Annotated in this window: 18 protein-coding genes; 6 read left to right on the forward strand and 12 right to left on the reverse strand. The window is 63.8% G+C overall.

What is annotated here, in order from left to right; all coding sequences use genetic code 11:
• Positions 1-50 precede the first annotated feature (50 nt).
• From AWX27_RS07360 to gabD, 3 genes are all read right to left on the reverse strand, one after another.
• A complete protein-coding gene (locus tag AWX27_RS07360) occupies positions 51-419 on the reverse strand; it encodes a glyoxalase superfamily protein (RefSeq protein WP_195892957.1) in 369 nt (122 codons plus the stop codon).
• Positions 420-441: 22 nt separating this feature from the next.
• Positions 442-855, reverse strand: coding sequence for a GyrI-like domain-containing protein (locus AWX27_RS07365; RefSeq protein WP_041035758.1), 414 nt, complete (start codon positions 853-855; stop codon positions 442-444).
• Positions 856-956: 101 nt separating this feature from the next.
• Positions 957-2,432: an NADP-dependent succinate-semialdehyde dehydrogenase gene (gene gabD, locus AWX27_RS07370; protein WP_060420548.1), complete on the reverse strand. Its 1,476-nt coding sequence runs from the start codon at positions 2,430-2,432 to the stop codon at positions 957-959.
• A gap of 211 nt (positions 2,433-2,643) precedes the next feature.
• Between gabD and AWX27_RS07375 the strand changes: the two genes are divergently transcribed.
• Positions 2,644-2,859: a glycogen synthesis protein gene (locus AWX27_RS07375; protein WP_049201387.1), complete on the forward strand. Its 216-nt coding sequence runs from the start codon at positions 2,644-2,646 to the stop codon at positions 2,857-2,859.
• Positions 2,860-2,897: 38 nt separating this feature from the next.
• Here AWX27_RS07375 and AWX27_RS07380 read toward each other — a convergent pair whose 3' ends face one another.
• Positions 2,898-3,812: a pyridoxamine 5'-phosphate oxidase family protein gene (locus tag AWX27_RS07380; RefSeq protein WP_060420551.1), complete on the reverse strand. Its 915-nt coding sequence runs from the start codon at positions 3,810-3,812 to the stop codon at positions 2,898-2,900.
• Positions 3,813-3,816: 4 nt separating this feature from the next.
• The gene (locus AWX27_RS07385; protein ID WP_060420555.1) at positions 3,817-4,434 is read right to left on the reverse strand and encodes a glutathione S-transferase family protein; all 618 of its coding nucleotides are present in this window, start codon (positions 4,432-4,434) and stop codon (positions 3,817-3,819) included.
• A 99-nt stretch (positions 4,435-4,533) separates the two neighbouring features.
• Here AWX27_RS07385 and AWX27_RS07390 point away from each other — a divergent pair, with 99 nt between their 5' ends.
• The 5 genes from AWX27_RS07390 to AWX27_RS07410 all read left to right on the forward strand — a co-directional run bounded on the left by AWX27_RS07390 (position 4,534) and on the right by AWX27_RS07410 (position 9,426).
• Positions 4,534-5,445: a LysR family transcriptional regulator gene (locus AWX27_RS07390; protein WP_047730355.1), complete on the forward strand. Its 912-nt coding sequence runs from the start codon at positions 4,534-4,536 to the stop codon at positions 5,443-5,445.
• A gap of 147 nt (positions 5,446-5,592) precedes the next feature.
• Positions 5,593-6,390: an alpha/beta hydrolase gene (locus AWX27_RS07395; protein WP_060420557.1), complete on the forward strand. Its 798-nt coding sequence runs from the start codon at positions 5,593-5,595 to the stop codon at positions 6,388-6,390.
• Between the two features lies 1 nt (position 6,391).
• Complete coding sequence (locus AWX27_RS07400; RefSeq protein ID WP_060420560.1) at positions 6,392-6,763, forward strand: RidA family protein; 372 nt, start codon at positions 6,392-6,394, stop codon at positions 6,761-6,763.
• A gap of 57 nt (positions 6,764-6,820) precedes the next feature.
• Positions 6,821-8,008: an amino acid aminotransferase gene (locus AWX27_RS07405; RefSeq protein ID WP_060420563.1), complete on the forward strand. Its 1,188-nt coding sequence runs from the start codon at positions 6,821-6,823 to the stop codon at positions 8,006-8,008.
• A 20-nt stretch (positions 8,009-8,028) separates the two neighbouring features.
• Positions 8,029-9,426, forward strand: coding sequence for an amino acid permease (locus AWX27_RS07410; protein WP_060420565.1), 1,398 nt, complete (start codon positions 8,029-8,031; stop codon positions 9,424-9,426).
• A gap of 37 nt (positions 9,427-9,463) precedes the next feature.
• On the opposite strand, the gene paaY is transcribed toward AWX27_RS07410, so the two are convergent.
• The 7 genes from paaY to paaG all read right to left on the reverse strand — a co-directional run bounded on the left by paaY (position 9,464) and on the right by paaG (position 16,376).
• On the reverse strand, positions 9,464-10,060 hold the full coding sequence (paaY, locus tag AWX27_RS07415) for a phenylacetic acid degradation protein PaaY (RefSeq protein WP_060420568.1): 597 nt from the start codon (positions 10,058-10,060) through the stop codon (positions 9,464-9,466).
• Between the two features lie 12 nt (positions 10,061-10,072).
• On the reverse strand, positions 10,073-11,011 hold the full coding sequence (paaX, locus tag AWX27_RS07420; RefSeq protein WP_060420571.1) for a phenylacetic acid degradation operon negative regulatory protein PaaX: 939 nt from the start codon (positions 11,009-11,011) through the stop codon (positions 10,073-10,075).
• 79 nt (positions 11,012-11,090) lie between these two features.
• The gene (paaK, locus tag AWX27_RS07425) at positions 11,091-12,398 is read right to left on the reverse strand and encodes a phenylacetate--CoA ligase PaaK (RefSeq protein WP_049201370.1); all 1,308 of its coding nucleotides are present in this window, start codon (positions 12,396-12,398) and stop codon (positions 11,091-11,093) included.
• A 15-nt stretch (positions 12,399-12,413) separates the two neighbouring features.
• The gene (pcaF, locus tag AWX27_RS07430) at positions 12,414-13,619 is read right to left on the reverse strand and encodes a 3-oxoadipyl-CoA thiolase (RefSeq protein WP_038872173.1); all 1,206 of its coding nucleotides are present in this window, start codon (positions 13,617-13,619) and stop codon (positions 12,414-12,416) included.
• Entirely contained in the window at positions 13,616-14,056 is a 441-nt protein-coding gene (paaI, locus tag AWX27_RS07435) for a hydroxyphenylacetyl-CoA thioesterase PaaI (RefSeq protein WP_047730362.1), read from the reverse strand. The genes pcaF and paaI overlap by 4 nt, the downstream gene beginning before the upstream one ends.
• Positions 14,053-15,582 carry a 3-hydroxyacyl-CoA dehydrogenase gene (locus AWX27_RS07440; protein ID WP_060420574.1) on the reverse strand — a complete coding sequence of 510 codons (1,530 nt, stop codon included), beginning with the start codon at positions 15,580-15,582 and terminating at the stop codon, positions 14,053-14,055. The genes paaI and AWX27_RS07440 overlap by 4 nt, the downstream gene beginning before the upstream one ends.
• A 2-nt stretch (positions 15,583-15,584) precedes the next feature.
• Positions 15,585-16,376, reverse strand: a complete 792-nt coding sequence (gene paaG / locus AWX27_RS07445) for a 2-(1,2-epoxy-1,2-dihydrophenyl)acetyl-CoA isomerase PaaG (protein WP_060420577.1) — start codon at positions 16,374-16,376, stop codon at positions 15,585-15,587.
• Position 16,377: the final 1 nt, after the last annotated feature.

A 16,377-nucleotide genomic window follows, 5' to 3' on the forward strand; every position in this document is an offset into this window, starting at 1 on the left:
GTATTCTCATCCGGTAGATCGGTAAAATGGACTCATGAACGTTATCACATTCATTCTGATCCACTCTGCTCGCAAAACCGCAGGCGGTTGCCGAACGGATCGGTCAGGTTTAGCTCTTTGCCCCAGTCGACAACCTCCAGCCCCGGCCGGGCAAAGCGGTAGTTTTTGGCCGTGAGCTCCCGGTGCAGCGCGTCGATATCGTGCACCGGGATGAAAATAGCGGCGCCGGGCGTGCTGTCGCCATAGTGTTCGCTCAGGTGCAGCGTCAATCCGGCGCGGGTCACCTGCATGTACAGCGGCAGATCTTCGCTGAAACGGTGCTCCCACTCCAGCGTGAAGCCGAGAAAGTCCAGATAAAACTCTTTGGCCTTGTCGACCGCAAAAATGCGCAGGATCGGAATGGCAGGGGAGAAGGTGATCATCGTCGATCTCACTGTTACGTTAGCGGCAGCCGATATGGATATCGACCGCCTCGGGGCCGGTATAGGCTTCGAAGTCGGTCAGGAAGCGGCGTTCGATTTCCGGGTGTTGCTCGAAGTAGGCCCAGATGGCTTGCCAGCCTGCGATAACCGCCTCCGGCATGGCGCCACGGGCCTGGAACACCAGATAGCGGCCGGGTTGGATGTGCAAACCGCTCTCTGCCGCGCTGCCGGCGGTGACGTCAAACGGCCCGCCGGCGTCGGAGGCGTAGTTGGAGTAGACCCCATAGACCGGCGTGGCGGGCGAGGTGGCGAAAAAGTCTGACCACAGCGCCGGGATTTTTGCCGTCTCGGGCCGGGTTTCGTCCTGATTGGTGGTTCTGACCGTTTGGCCGGCGACGTAAAAGCCGGGCAGCTGTATCACGAGAGGTTGCATACTGGAAATTCCTTTTAACCGTTCGAACGAGAGGCCTAAAGGTAGCAAAGGCTTTCCGGATCCGCCAGACAGGGCCCCCGCAGACGCGGAGGCCGATCGCATCAAGCGCCCAAACCGCCAAGGCACAGGTATTTGATCTCGAGATAGTCCTCGATGCCGTATTTTGAGCCTTCGCGGCCCAAACCGGAGTGCTTCATGCCGCCGAACGGCGCCACCTCGGTGGAAATCAGCCCTTCGTTGATGCCGACGATGCCGTACTCCAGCGCTTCGGCCACGCGCATCACCCGGCCGATGTCGCGGCTGTAGAAGTAAGCGGCCAGGCCGAACGGCGTGTCGTTGGCCAGTTCGATGGCTTCCGCTTCCTGGTTGAAGCGGATCAGGGGCGCCACCGGGCCGAACGTTTCCTCGCGGAAGATTTTCGCCGTGCGCGGTACGTCGGTCAGGATGGTCGGGGTGAAGAAATTGCCGCCCAGCGCGTCAGGCTTGCCGCCCAGCAGCACCGAGGCACCGTGCTCGACGGCGTCGGCGATATGCTCGCGCACTTTCTCCACCGCGTCCGGGTTAATCAAGGGGCCGATGGTGACGCCGTCATCCAGGCCGTTGCCGACTTTCAGCTTGGCGACGGCGGCTTTCAGTTTGGCGGCGAAGGCGTCGTACACGCCGTCCTGCACCAGAAAACGGTTGGTGCAGACGCAGGTCTGGCCGGCGTTGCGGTATTTCGAGGCGACCGCGCCGGCCACGGCGGCGTCCAGATCGGCGTCGTCGAACACGATAAACGGCGCGTTGCCGCCCAGCTCCATACTGGTTTTCTTGATGGTGGGCGCACACTGGGCCAGCAGCTGCGCGCCGACTTCGGTGCTGCCGGTGAAGGAGAGTTTACGCACGTCCGGGTTGGCGGTGAGCTCGCCGCCGATGCCTTTACTGGGGCCGGTGATCACGTTGCACACCCCAGCGGGCAGCCCGGCGCGCTCCGCCAGCACGGCGATCGCCAGCGCCGAGAACGGGGTCTGGCTGGCAGGACGGATCACCCCGGTACAGCCCGCCGCCCAGCCGGGGCCGGCTTTGCGGGTAATCATCGCCGCCGGGAAGTTCCACGGAGTGATGGCGGCGAACACGCCGATCGGCTCTTTCTGCACGATGATGCGGCGGCCCGCCTGGGGCTGCGGAATGGTGTCGCCGTAGACCCGCTTGCCTTCCTCGGCGAACCATTCGATAAAGGAGGCGGCATAGGCGATCTCACCGCGGCTTTCGGCCAGCGGTTTGCCCTGTTCCGCCGTCATGATGCGCGCCAGATCCTCCTGATTTTCCATCATCAGCTCAAACAGCCGCCGCAGTTTGCCGGCGCGTTCTTTGGCGGTCAGCGCACGCCAGGCGGGCAGCGCCTTCTTGGCGGCGGCGATGGCGCGCGCGGTTTCTTCGGCACCGAAGGCCGGCACATGGCCAACCAGCTCGCCGTTGGCGGGGTTATGGATGGCGATCGCGTGGCCTGCTTTGGCCGGCAACCATTGCCCGTCGATGTAATTGGCCTCGCGGAACAGCGTGGGGTCCTTGAGGGTAGCGCTGATGCTGGTGCTCATTGGTCTCTTCCTTTGCTGAGTTCAACAGAATGGTCTATCCCATACGGCTACCCTTTACCCTAGCAAACTTTGCCGTCGCCGTTTGCCAGCATGGCGACAAGATGAGCGTTTTCTTCATGCGCACCTTCTGTACAAAAAATATCCGCCGCCGGGCCGATACTGAAAGAGCAGGCATATGACCCTTTTCGATGTGATTAAAAGGAGTGTGCGAATGATGAAATCAGTGGACAGACATCTCGCGGCCTACGGCAGCGAAATGGATTTTTTGGCGTCGAGTATCGCCCTGATGGAATGGCAAGGGCGGCAGATTGACGCCGGGCAGGTGGCCGGCAATATGTCGGAACAGCAAAGCCGCCTGTTCTTTGCGCGGTTGAGTTATTTTCGTCAGCTTTATCAGGCCGCAGCGGCGGCCGAACACAGCCTGTAATTTCCCGATTCAGCCCCGCCGCAGCGGGGCTTTTCATTTCAGCGGTGCCACACTCCGGTCGCCAGCGTCGCCGGTGAATACTCCAGATCGCGTCCCCGCCACGGCAGCGCCGCCGCAAAACGCCAGGCGCGGTGAACGTCAAACCGCCAATAGCGTTCCGCCCCTTCAACGCCGGGATCCCCTTGCGCCTGCCAGAGGATCTGCGTTTTTCCTTGCAGGTGCAGCACGTCGCCGCGATCGAAATCGATGAACAGCAGCGCCGCCCGCGGTTCGGCCAGCAGGTTGCCCAACGTATTCATATAGCGGTTGCCGCGAAAGTCCGGCATCCACAGCGTGTCGCCTTCCAGATGGATAAAGCCGGGGCGCCCGCCGCGATGGGAAATATCGACGCCGCCCTGCGTCAGTTCCAGGTGCGCACCGCTGGCGACGAAGCTGGTGTCTGCGGTGCGGATCAGCGCCTGCGCCGCCGCATCGAGCGTCGCTAAATGCTCAACCGGCTGTGGCCGGCTCTCCACCGGGTAGAGTTCGCGGCGCTGAATGTACTGCGGGCAGTTGCCGAAGCTTTGGTGAACGACGATCTCCACCCGGTTTTTATCGGTGCGGCCGACGGTGCCGTTGGCGCGGTTGCGCCGCCGGTTGCTGAAGTCGAGCCCGAGCGCGCCGACCGGTTTGCCGGGCAGCAACAGCGCCTGGGCGGGATCGTCGCTGCGGCGCGGCGCGCTGATGCGCAGGTGCGTGTCGTCCGGCGTGCGTAAAAATCCGGGCGGGCCGCTGAACAGGGTGGCGATGGGCCAGCCCTGGTCGTCCAGCGTGGCGACGAACAGGTAGGGCAGTGCGGCGAAAAACGCGCGGTGCTGATCCGGCATCGCGGGGTAGATGCCACCGCCTACGCGATCGAAACCGGCCAGCGTCTGCGCGCGCAGCTCATCGGGGTGGAACCGTTGCGGGATCATGGCGTCAGCTCGCCGCCGGTGCCGGCAGGGCCGGCATGGCGAAGAAGCCGGGAAGCGCCGCGATGCTCGCCACCCAGCGCCGTATGGCGGGGTAAGGCGCCAGCGAAATGCCGCCTTCGGCCGCGACCGCCACATAGCTGTAGCAGGCCAGATCGGCGATGGTCGCCTGTTCACTGGCCAGATAGCCGCGCTCGCTCAGGTGCTGTTCCATCTGCGGCAGAAAACGATCGCTGATTGCCCGCGCCGCCTGATAATCCTCCGGCACCGCGAACTGGGCGATCAATCGGCAGGAGGCCGGGCCGTAGCGGACTTCGCCGGCGGCTTTGGAAAGCCAGGCCTGCACCCGCGCCGCCGCCGCCGGCTGTTCCGGCAGCCAGTGGCTGTCCGGCGCATAGCGTTTCGCCAGATAAACCAGAATGGCGTTGCTGTCGGCCAGCGTCAGATCGCCGTCCTGCAAGATCGGGATCTGGCCAAACGGGTTGAGCCGGCGAAAGGCCGCGCTCTGCCGCACCTCCGCCGAGGCTTCTACCCATTCATAAGGCAGCGCCAGCATGCGCAGCAGCAACGCCACGCGGTGAACGTGGCCGGAAAGCGGGGTGCCGTAGAGGGTGATGGTGGACATGGCGTTTCTCCTCAGTGCTTTTTTTTCAGCATACTCTTGCGGTGAATGAGCGGAATCCGGCAATGTGGAAATTGATAATTTCACTTATCGGAAGAGTCTATGGATCGGTTAGACGAGTTGGCCATCTTCGTGGCGGTGGTGCAGCAGGGCAGCCTGGCGGCCGCCGGGCGCAAACTACGGCGTTCGGCGCCGGCGATCACCCGGGCGATCGCCGCGCTGGAACAGCGGTTCGGCACCCGGCTGGTGGAACGTACCACCCGGCGGCTGGCGCCCACCGAGGCGGGCGTGCGGTTGCTGGAGCGCGCGCAACAGCTGCTGCAGGATTATCAGGCGGTGGTGCAGGATACCGCCGAAGCGCAGCTGAGTGGCTTGCTGCGCGTCACTTCGCCGGTGCAGTTCGGCCGCCGCTACGTGGCGCCGGTGGTGATGGCGTTTCTCGATGACTACCCGCAGATGCAGATCGAAATGGTGTTGAACGATCGCAATCTCGATCTGATTGACGAAGGGCTGGATATCGCGGTGCGCATCGGCCATCTGCAGGACTCTTCGCGCGTGGCACGGCGGCTGGGGCAGGTCAGCCGGGTGACGGTCGCCAGCCCGGCTTACCTGGCGCGCTGCGGCGAGCCGCGCTCACCGGCGCAGCTGGCGGAGCATGCCACCATCGTCGGCACTCAGCGGCCGTCGCTGCGTGAATGGCGCTTCGGCCCGCAGGAAAACGGCGAGCGGGTGCGCTTGGCCCCCCGACTGTTGCTCAACGATGTGGAAGCGCAACTGCTGGCGGTGCGCGCCGGCAAAGGCATCGCCCGCCTGCTCTCGTATCAGGTGGCGGACGATGTGGCCGCCGGTACGCTGGTGCGGCTGCTGGCGGACCATGAACCGTTGCCGATGCCGGTGCAGCTGGTGGCGCAGCAGGCGCAGCGCATGCCGCTGAAGGTGCGTGCCTTTTGGGATTATGCGTTTGAGCGGCTAAGCGCATTGCCGCAAATTCAGCCGGACGGGCGGGGAAAATAAGCGCAAAAAGTTTCATGGGTTAAACTTTTTCGCCGCCGGTGTTGTTTTATTTTACCGGGCGCGCATTGCTGATAGACCCATCTTGACAATAATGTTGCCGGTGCTAATAGTTAATTCATATTTTAAATAATAAACGAAGTTTAATATATGAAACAACTTGCGGGGAGCTATGACAACGGCGCTGCGGTGGATAATGAAGACGCTATTTTGGCTTCATTTCAGACCCGCAGTGCGGCTATTTATCATCAGACGAAACATGAAAAGAATATTGCGTATGGCGAAAGCGAACGCGAGACGATGGATTGGCTCTATTCTGCAAAGCAGCACCAGGGGACGTTAATTTTTATTCACGGCGGCTATTGGCAATTCTGCGATAAGGCGGATTTCGCCTTTATCGCTGCCGGGCCGTTGGCGTTGGGTTTTGACGTGGTGCTGGTGGAATATGCGCTGGCGCCGGCGGTTAATCTTGACGCTATTTGTCGCCAGGTGGGGGCGGCGCTTGATGCTATTCGGCGCCGTCTGCCGCCGCACTATGCCCATCCGGTGCATCTGTGCGGCCATTCCGCCGGCGGGCATCTGGCGGCGTTTTGGCAGCAGCATGCGTTGGTGGAGGCGGTCTTTCCCATCAGCGGCCTGTTCGAACTGGCGCCGCTGCAAGAGAGCTATGTCAATCGGGCGCTGCAGCTGACCGCGCGGCAGATTGAAACGCTAAGCCCGGCGCGCCACCCGCCGACGCGCAGTAAGCCGCTCACGCTGTATTACGGCGCGGCTGAGCTGCCGGAGCTGATCGGTCAGTCGCAACACTATCACGCGGCGCTGCGCCAACGCGGGTTGCCGGCCGAACTGGTCGCGGTGCCCGGCGCCAATCATTTCACCATTCTGGATGCGTTGTTCGCCGCCGACGGCGCGCTGCTTCGCCAACTTGACCACCACGGGAACCACTGATATGCGCGAGATCGTAGAGACCGGGCTGCCGGACATCGGCCAGCCTTTTTCCTGGGCCACCCGGGGCGGCGGCATGCTGTTTACCGCCCATGGCCCGGTGCGGGCGGACGGCAGCATCGAGACCGGCGCGCCGGAGCAACAGATTGCGTTAACCTTCGATAACCTGGCGCAGACGTTGAAGGCGGCGGGCAGCCACAGCGATAAGGTACTGCAGGTGATCGTTTATCTTACCGACGTCAACGACGTTAAATTGCTCGATGATATTTACCGTAAATACTTTAATTATCCTTATCCCAATCGTTCCACGGTTATTGTCGAAAAACTGGTGGTGCCGGGAATGAAAATAGAAATCACCGTCAGCGCCATCGCCTGATTTAATTTTTATTAAGTCTGTCTTCATATTAATTCAATAACGAGTTAAGGATGCGTCATGTTTAAACAGATTGCACCTTCTGCAGCCGATCCTATTATGTCGCTGATGGAAGCCTATTTGCAGGACCCCAATCCGAAAAAAGTGAATTTAGGCATTGGACTCTATTACGACCGGCAGGGGAATATTCCGCTGATGCAGGCGGTGGAGGCCGCCGAGCAGCGGTTGCTGGCGCTGCGTCGCCCGCACGGTTATCCGCCGATCGAAGGTTCGCCGCAGTTCGCTCGCCAGGTGCAGGCGCTGCTGTTCGGCGAGCAACAGGCGGCCGAGATCGCCACGGTGCAGACCGTCGGCGGCTCCGGTGCGCTAAAGCTGGCGGCGGATTTTTTGCGCCACTTTCTGGCGCGCGGTGACATTTGGGTGTCCGATCCCACCTGGGCCAATCACTGGGCGATATTTGAAGGCGCCGGGCTGCGGGTGAATACCTATCCCTACTTTGACGAAGCGGCGGGCGGCCTGCGTTTCGCCGCCATGCTCGACGCGCTGGACAGCCTGCCGCCCGGCAGCGTAGTCCTGTTGCATCCTTGCTGCCATAACCCGACCGGCACCGATCTGACGGCGGAGCAGTGGCGCGCCACGCTCGCCGTGCTGCAGCGGCGTCACCTGCTGCCGCTGTTCGATATCGCCTATCAGGGCTTCGGCGACGGGCTGGAGGAGGACTGCTTGGCGTTGCGCGAAGCGCTGAAAACCGATCTGCCGTTTTTGGTCTGCAACTCGTTTTCCAAAAACGTGGCGCTGTACGGCCAGCGGCTGGGCGCGCTGTCGGTGCGCTGCGCCGATGCGGAAAACGCCGCTAACGTCAAAGGCGCGTTAAAAACGCTGATCCGCCGCAGCTACTCCTGCCCGCCGACGCACGGTAGCCAGATCGTGGAAACCCTGCTCGGCGACGCCGAACTCGGTGAGCTTTGGCGCAATGAGCTGGCGGAAATGCGCGTGCGCATCAAGCAGATGCGTGAGCAGCTGGCCGCCGGCCTGGCGCGGGGAGGTTCTTCGCTGGATCACCGGCGCATACGCGATCAGCGCGGCATGTTCAGCTATACCGGCCTGAACGAAGCGCAGCTGCAGACCCTGCGGCAGCGCTATGCCATCTATCTGGTTTCGCCCGGCCGCATGTGCCTGCCGGGGCTCAACCCCGGCAATATCGACTACGTGACCGCCGCCATTCTCGACGTCACCCGTACCGCCTAACTTCGCTCGGGAACACAGCCATGCCACAGATGAATGATTTTGAGCATATCGCCCGCCGTCAGGACGGGTTGAACAAGCATCTTACCGCCGGGCAGATGTCGATGCTGGCGATCGGCGGCGCCATCGGCACCGGGCTGTTTCTCGGCAGCGCCTACGCCATTCAGATGGCGGGGCCGTCGGTATTGCTGAGCTACCTGATCGGCGGCGTTATTGCGCTGCTGTTGATGGGCAGCCTGGCGGAAATGACCTCCGAACACCCGACGCCCGGCTCGTTCGGCGACTACGCCGAATTCTATCTTGGCCCGCTGTTCGGTTTTCTGGTGCGTTATTCCTACTGGTCTTGCGTGGTGCTGGCGGTGGGCACCGAAGTTACCGCCATCGGCATGTACATGCAGTTCTGGTTCCCGGCGACGCCGACCTGGCCGTGGGTGCTGCTGTTCTCGGCGGCGGTGATCGTCATCAATGTGATCGGCGTGAAGTCGTTCGGCCAGGTGGAATACGCGCTGTCCACCGTCAAAGTGACGGCGATCGTGGCGTTCATTCTGATCGGCATCGGCATTCTGGCGTTCTCGGGCAACCCGGCCTACGGCCTGCGCAACCTGACCGCCGGCGGCTTCATGCCGTTTGGCGTCAAGGGCATGTGGTTCGCGGTGATCGTGTCCATTTTCAGCTATCTGAGCATTGAAATGATCGCGGTGGCCGCCGGCGAGGCGAAAAATCCGGTGATTGCGGTGAAGGCGGCGTTCAAGGGCACCATCGTGCGGCTGTTCATCTTCTACATGCTGTCGATCGCCCTGATGCTGGCCATCGTACCCTGGCGGCAGTCCGGCACCGGCGAAAGCCCGTTCCTGATGGCGATGAACGTGATCCATCTGCCCGCCGCCGCCGGTATTTTCAACTTTATCGTGCTGGTGGCGGCGCTGTCGGCGATGAACAGCCAGCTGTATATCACCACCCGCATGATGTTCTCGCTGTCGCGCGCCGGGCAGGCACCGGCGGCGTTGGGGCGCGTCAGCCGGCGCGGCATTCCGGTCAATGCGCTGGCGATGTCGTGCATCGGCATCGTGGTGTCTATCGTGCTGAGCCTGGTGGCACCGGAAACGTCGTTCGCCGCCATGATGTCTATTTCGGTGTATGGCGCCTGCTTTACCTGGCTGATGATTTTCGTCACCCACCTGTTCTTCCGCCGCCGGCACCGGCAGACCCACCTGAAGTTCCGCATGTGGGGGTTCCCCTATACCACCTTGCTGGGCGCCGGGCTGATGGCGGCGCTGATGATCTCGACGGCGTTTACCGAATTTTTCCGCATGACGCTGTGGTTCGGTATTCCGTTCACCTTGCTGCTGGTGGTGGCTTATCACGTCCAGAGCCGCCGCGCGGCCGTGCCGTCGCCGTTCAAGGCGCCGGAGGTGGAGTAATAAGGGAAGGGGCTGAGGCGTGCCTCAGCCCCGGGGATTACAGCTGGCTTTTCGGGATCAGGTGGTCGCCGAAGCTCAGGCGTTGGCGGCCCGGTTCGATTTCGGTCAGCGGCGCCACTTCGTGCAGCGAGGATTTGCAGCGCTGTACCAGATCCTGATACTCGCGGGTGCCGGCGATCTTCCAGGCCAGCTCCTGTTCGGTCAGATCGCGCAGCACGCGTGCCGGGCTGCCGACCACCAGCTTGTTGGCTTCGATCACCGCCGCGGCTTTGACGAACGCCATCGCGCCGATGATGGTGTTCTCGCCGATCTCCGCGCCGTCCATCACCACCGCGTTCATGCCCACCATCGCATTGCGGCGAATGCGGCAGCCGTGCAGGATGGCGCCGTGGCCGATATGGCCATCTTCTTCCACCACCGTGTCCTGCTGCGGGAAGCCGTGCATCACGCAGTTATCCTGAATGTTGGCGCCGTCACAGATCACCAGGCGGCCAAAATCGCCGCGCAGGCTGGCATTCGGGCCGATGTACACGTGCTTGCCGACGATCACGTCGCCGATCAGCACCGCCGTCGGGTGCACGTAACTGCTGGGGTCGACGACCGGCGTCAGGCCGTCAATCTGATACACAGGCATAGCGTGAGTTCCTTAAAATGTAGGGTCGCGCGGCAGGCCGCCGAAGCGCCGATAGTAGCCGGCGGCCGGCGCGGGCAGGGCGCCGATGGTGGTTTCCGCCAGCGCGCTGACATACTCCGTCGCGGCGCGATCGACCTGCTGATAAAGATTGATGCACAGGTTGCGGGCGATCTGGCCCTCCCACTGCGCGGGCAGCAGCGCGTCCGGCAGCAGCGGATCTTTCAACACCACGCGACGGAAGAAGTGAATCAATAATAGCTTAATCTGGAAACAGCGCAGCGGCGTCAGCGCCGACGGATCGACTTCGCGCAGCAGCGCCATCAGCGGCCGGAAGGAGACGATAAACTCGTGATAGCCGGCCGCCACTTCGTTTAGCGACCAGCAGTCGGCCACCAAGTTCTGCAGGGTTTGCTCGGAGCGGTTATAGGGATAATCGGCGCGGAAGTAAATCACCTGCTCGCTGGCGTTCAGCTCGCCGAGCAGCGCCGTCACGTCGGTTTGCGCATGGGTGGGGGCGGCCATCAGGTTGCTGGCGATTTGCCCGAACCCGAGCCAGCCCAGCTCTTTTTTCAGCCGCGCGCGCTCGTTTTTTTCGGCGCTTTCCAGCAGCAACAGCTCCCACTTGCCGTCCCAGGCGGGCTGCTCGCGCAGATAGATTTTCGATTCGGCGTGGCGGAACTGGCGCATCCCCTGCTCGGTCACGCGGTAGAAGCTGCGGCGGCCTATTTTCTCCACCGCCAGCCAACCCTCTTTCTGCAGGCGGAACACCGAGGTGCGCACGAAGCGATCGCCGAAGCCAAAGGCCTCCAGCAGCGCGCTCAGGCTGCCGAGCCACACTTCGCCGCCGCGGTGGCTGAGCGCGTCGCCGTACAGCGAAATGATCAGCGAGGTGCCGCTGATCGGCTGCGCGTCGACGGCATGGCGAATGAACTCATCCAGTTTATGTTCCATATTTTTCCATGGGTTAGCCTTCGATGAGCCATAACATTACGCCTAATTTGGGGCGGCGTCATCCGTGACGCCGTGCGTCTCAGCGCGGCCGCAAATCGACCACGCGCTGCGCTTTGCCTTCCGAGCGCGGAATATCGCCGCAGTTGGCGATGCTGACGTCGGTGCTGACGCCCACGATCGATTTGATGTGGTGGCGCAGCTGGTGGCAGATGTCGCAACGCTGCTGGTGGCTGAGGCTGAGCGCCGACTCCTTGAGCTCGACGCGCACCGCCAGCGTGTCCAGGTGCCCGCTGCGGCTGACCTGCAGCTGGTAGTGCGGCGACAGCTGCTCGAACTGCATGATCTGCTCTTCCACCTGCGACGGGAAGACGTTGACGCCGCGGATGATCAGCATGTCGTCGGAGCGGCCGGTGATCTTGCCCATGCGGCGCATCTGGCGCGCGTCGCCCGGCAGCAGCCGGGTGAGATCGCGGGTGCGGTAGCGGATCACCGGCAGCGCCTCTTTGGTCAGGGTGGTGAACACCAGTTCGCCGTGTTCGCCGTCCGGCAGAGCAATGCCGGTTTCCGGGCAGATGATCTCCGGCAGGAAGTGGTCTTCCCAAATGGTAGGGCCGCCGCCGCTCTCCAGACACTCCATCGCCACGCCCGGCCCCATCACTTCCGACAGGCCGTAAATATCCAACGCCTTGATGCCCATGCGGGTTTCGATCTCGTGGCGCAGGGCTTCGGTCCAGGGTTCAGCACCGAACACGCCGAGCCGCAGCGAGCAGCCGCGCGCGTCGCCGCCCATCTTGCGCTCCAGCTCGTCGATCAGCGTCAGGCAATAGGACGGCGTCACCATGATGATGTCGGGTTTGAAATCGAGGATCAGCTGCGCCTGGCGTTCCGTCTGGCCGCCGGACATCGGGATCACCGTCGCGCCGAGCCGCTCTGCGCCGTAGTGTGCGCCCAGGCCGCCGGTGAACAGGCCGTAACCGTAGGCGACGTGCACCTTGTCTTTGGCGGTGGCGCCGCCGGCGCGCAGACAGCGGGCGACGATATCGGCCCAGTTATCGATGTCGCGTTGGGTGTAACCCACCACCGTCGGGCGGCCGGTGGTGCCCGAGGAGGCGTGGATGCGCACCACCTGTTCCATCGGCACCGCGAAGGTGTCGAACGGGTAGTTGTCGCGCAGATCCTGCTTGGTGGTGTAGGGGAAGCGCGCCAGATCGCTCAGCTGTTTGAGATCGTCGGGGTGCACGCCGGCCTGGTCAAATTTGCGTTTGTACATCGGCACATTGTCGTAGGCGTGGTGCAGCGTCCACTTCAGACGCGTCAGCTGCAACGCTTCAATCTCATCGCGCGAGGCGAATTCGATCGTTTCGAGGGGCTGTGGATTTATTGTCATGGTTAGCCTCAGGGGTCAGACACGCTCAATGATCATGGCGATGCCTTGGCCGACGCCGATGCACATGGTGCAAAGCGCGTAGCGGCCGGCTCGCCGTTCCAGTTCAAACAGGGCGGCCAGCGCCAGGCGCGCGCCGCTCATGCCCAGCGGATGCCCCAGGGCGATCGCGCCGCCGTTGGGGTTGACCTGCGGGGCATCGTCCGGCAGGCCAAGCTGGCGCATCACCGCCAACGCCTGGGCGGCGAACGCTTCGTTCAGTTCGATAACGTCCATCTGCGCCAGGCTCAGCCCGGCGATTTCCAGCACCTTGCGGGTGGCCGGCAGCGGGCCGATGCCCATCAGCCGCGGCTCCACGCCGCAGGTGGCGGTGGCAACGATGCGCGCGCGCGGCGTCAGCCCCTGGCGCGCCGCCATCGCTTCGGAGGCGACGATCAGGGCCGCCGCACCGTCGTTCAGGCCCGAGGCGTTGCCGGCGGTGACGCTGCCGGGCTGACGGAACGGGGTTTTCAGCGCCTGCAGCTGATCAAAGGTGGTGTCGGGGCGCGGGTGTTCATCCTGGCTGAACAGCGTCACCGCGCCTTTTTTGCCGGTGAGGCTGACCGGGGCTATCTCCTGCGCAAGGTGGCCCAGCGCCTGCGCCCGGGCGGCGCGCTGCTGGCTGCGCAGCGCAAAGGCGTCCTGATCGGCACGGCTGATGTTGAACTGCGCCGCGACGTTTTCGGCGGTCTCCGGCATCGAATCGGTGCCAAACTCGGCCTGCATCCGCGGATTGACGAAGCGCCAGCCGAGGGTGGTATCGTACAGCTGCGCCTGGCGGCTGAAGGCGCTGTCGGCCTTGCCCATCACCAGCGGCGCGCGGGTCATCGATTCCGCGCCGCCCGCCAGCAGCAGCCCGGCGTCACCGGCCTTGATGCTGCGCGCCGCCATCGCCAGCGCATCCAGGCCCGAACCGCACAGGCGGTTCACCGTGGTGCCGGACACGCCGACCGGCACGCCGGCCAGCAGCAGCGCCATGCGTGCCAGGTTGCGGTTGTCTTCCCCGGCCTGGTTGGCGCAGCCGAGGATCACGTCGTCCAGCTGCGCCCAATCGACCTGCGGATGGCGTTCCAACAGCACGCGCAGCGGCAGGGCGGCGAGGTCGTCGGCGCGCACCTGGGCCAGCGCGCCGCCATAGCGGCCGATCGGGGTACGCACGCCGTCGCAGATAAATGCCTGATTCATGCCTGATCTCCTAAAATGCTGTGGCCGAGGCGGTGTGCGCGGCCGCGGAACCAGGCGACGGTTTTGCCCCGTTGGTTAACGATTTCGACGTCATACAGCCCGGTGGCTTTGCCCTGATGGCGCATCTCCGCGCTGGCGGTGAGGCGATCGCCGGCCAGCGCCGGGCGGACGAAGTCGATGCTGCAGCCGGAGGCCACCGCCGCCAGCCCCTGGCTGTTGCAGGCGTAGGCGAAGGCGGTGTCCGCCAGGCTGAACAGCTGGCCGCCGTGGCAGGTCTGGTGGCCGTTGAGCATCTGCGGGCCGACGGTCATGCTGACCTGAGCGTACCCGGCGTCGACGGCATCGATGTGCATCCCCATCGCCTGAGCGCAGGTATCTTGTTGGAACATCTGTTCGGCGCAGCGCTGAGCCAGCGCGCGCGGCGTATTGGCGTTCATCGTTCGGCTCCTGGGAAAGAGGCGGGGGAAGCGTAGCGGCGCAGCAGCGGCATCGGGCGATAGCGCGCTTCGCCGTAATAGCGTTGCAGGTTTTCCAGCGTCGCCAGAATGTGGCGCCAGCCGAGCGCGGCGCCCCAGGCAAGCGGCCCGCGCGGATAGTTGACGCCGCGCAGCATCGCCAGATCGGTATCTTCGGCGTTTGCGACGCCTTTGTTCACCACGTCGAGCGCTTCGTTGGCCAGCATGGCCAGGGTGCGCATCGTCAGCAGGCCGGGGTAATCCGGCAACGGAATGACCTGCTTGCCGAGGGACTGCAGCAGGCGAATCGCTTTGGCATTGTGTTGCGCATCGTTTTGCGCCGCGCAGCTGATGGCGATGGCGGAGGCGTGCGCATAGTCGGCACAGAGATCGAACAGCACCACGGGCGTTCCACGTTCGTCGGCCAGTTGGCCGGCGGTTTTACCATTGGTTAACATCAGTGTAACGTCGTCGATCGTGACGTGTGGGCTGGTCTGGCCAGGTTGTTTGATCGCCCCCGCATTTTCGCTTAACAGCTGCGCCAAATCGGCCAGCGAAGACCAGTCGCCGTGCAGCGTAACGCGTTGCGGCAGTGCGGCCTGCGCCGGTGGCGCAAAGGCGATCGCGGCGGCGGATCGCGGGGCGTCGTAGCGGTAGAAACCGCGGCCGGATTTACGGCCGAGGTGCCCGGCGGCCACCAACTCCTGCTGCACCAGTGAGGGCGTGAAGCGCGGATCCTGATAGAAGGCCTGATACACCGATTCGGTCACGGCGTAATTGACGTCCTGGCCGATCAGATCGGTCAATTGCAGCGGGCCCATGGCGAAGCCGCCGGCGTCGCGCAATACCGTATCCAGCGTGGCGGCGTCGGCCACCTGTTCCTCCAGCGCGCGCAGGGTTTCGGCATAGAACGGCCGCGCCACGCGGTTGACGATAAATCCCGGCGTCGAGCGGCACACGACGCTCTGCTTACCCCAGCGCTGTGCCAGGGCCTGCAGCGCGGCGAGGGTCTCGGCGCCGGTCTCCAGGCCGCTGACGATCTCCACCAGCTTCATCAGCGGCGCCGGGTTGAAGAAGTGCAGCCCGGCCATGCGGGCCGGGTGTTGCAGTGCCCCGGCGATGGCGGTGATCGACAGCGAAGAGGTATTGCTGGCGAACAGCGTCGTGGGTGCGCAGAGCGCCTCCAGATCGCGGAACAGGCCCTGTTTGATCGCCAAATTTTCCGCCACCGCTTCAATCACCAGCGTGCAGTCGGCCAGCTGCTCGAGCGAGTCGGCGCATTCGAGGCGCGCCAGCAGGGCTTCGGTGGGCGCGGCGTCGGCCTTGCCGTCGTCGACCCGCTGGCGCAGGCGGCGAGCGAGATCGTCGATCGCGCGCTGGGCGGCGGCGGGCGCGATATCGAACAGCCGCACCGGGTGGCCGGCGGCGGCGGCCACCTGGGCTATGCCGATACCCATGGTGCCGGCGCCGATCACCGCCACCTGGCCGTTAAGAAGGGGCGCGTTCATGGCTATTTCCCGCTGAAGTTTGGCGTGCGTTTGGCAAAGAACGCGCTGACGCCTTCGCGATAGTCGTCGCTGCGGCCGCCCAGGCGCTGCAGATCGCGCTCCAGATCGAGCTGCTGATCGAGGCTGTTGGTGGCCGAGCTGTAGAGGGCTTTCTTGATCAGCCCCAGACCGTAGGTCGGCTGGGTGGCCAGATGGCGCGCCAGCGTTTGCGTGCGGTCGGCCAATTCATCCGCCGGCACCACCTGCCAGATCATGCCCCACGCCAGCGCCTGTTGGGCGCTGATTTTGTCACCCAGCATGGCCATGCCCATCGCGCGGGCGTGGCCGGCCAGCCGCGGCAGGAACCAGCTGCCGCCGGAGTCAGGTACCAGCCCAAGACGGCAGAACGACTGAATGAAGCTGGCATTGTCGGTGGCGATGACGATATCGCACGCCAGGGCCAGCGCGGCGCCGGCGCCGGCCGCCACGCCGTTGACCGCGCACACCACCGGCTTCGGCAGGGCGGTCAGGCGACGGATCAGGGGGTTGTAGAAACGTTCGACCGACAGGCCGAGATCCGGCGCCTGTTGATCGGCGCTGACGTTGCGATCGTTGAGATCCTGCCCGGCGCAGAAACCGCGCCCGGCGCCGGCGATCAGCAGGCAGCGCACGCTGTCGTCGCGCTCGGCTTGCGTCAGCGCTTCACTCAGCTGGCGATGCATCTCGTCGTTAAAGCTGTTGAGCCGATCCGGCCGGTTAAGGGTCAGCGTCAACACGCCGGCGTCGAGATGGCTGAGAATCAATGCGTTATCCATA

The organism is Serratia sp. 2880STDY5682894 (assembly GCF_001537385.1).
GTDB classification, from domain to species: Bacteria; Pseudomonadota; Gammaproteobacteria; order Enterobacterales; family Enterobacteriaceae; genus Serratia; species Serratia nevei.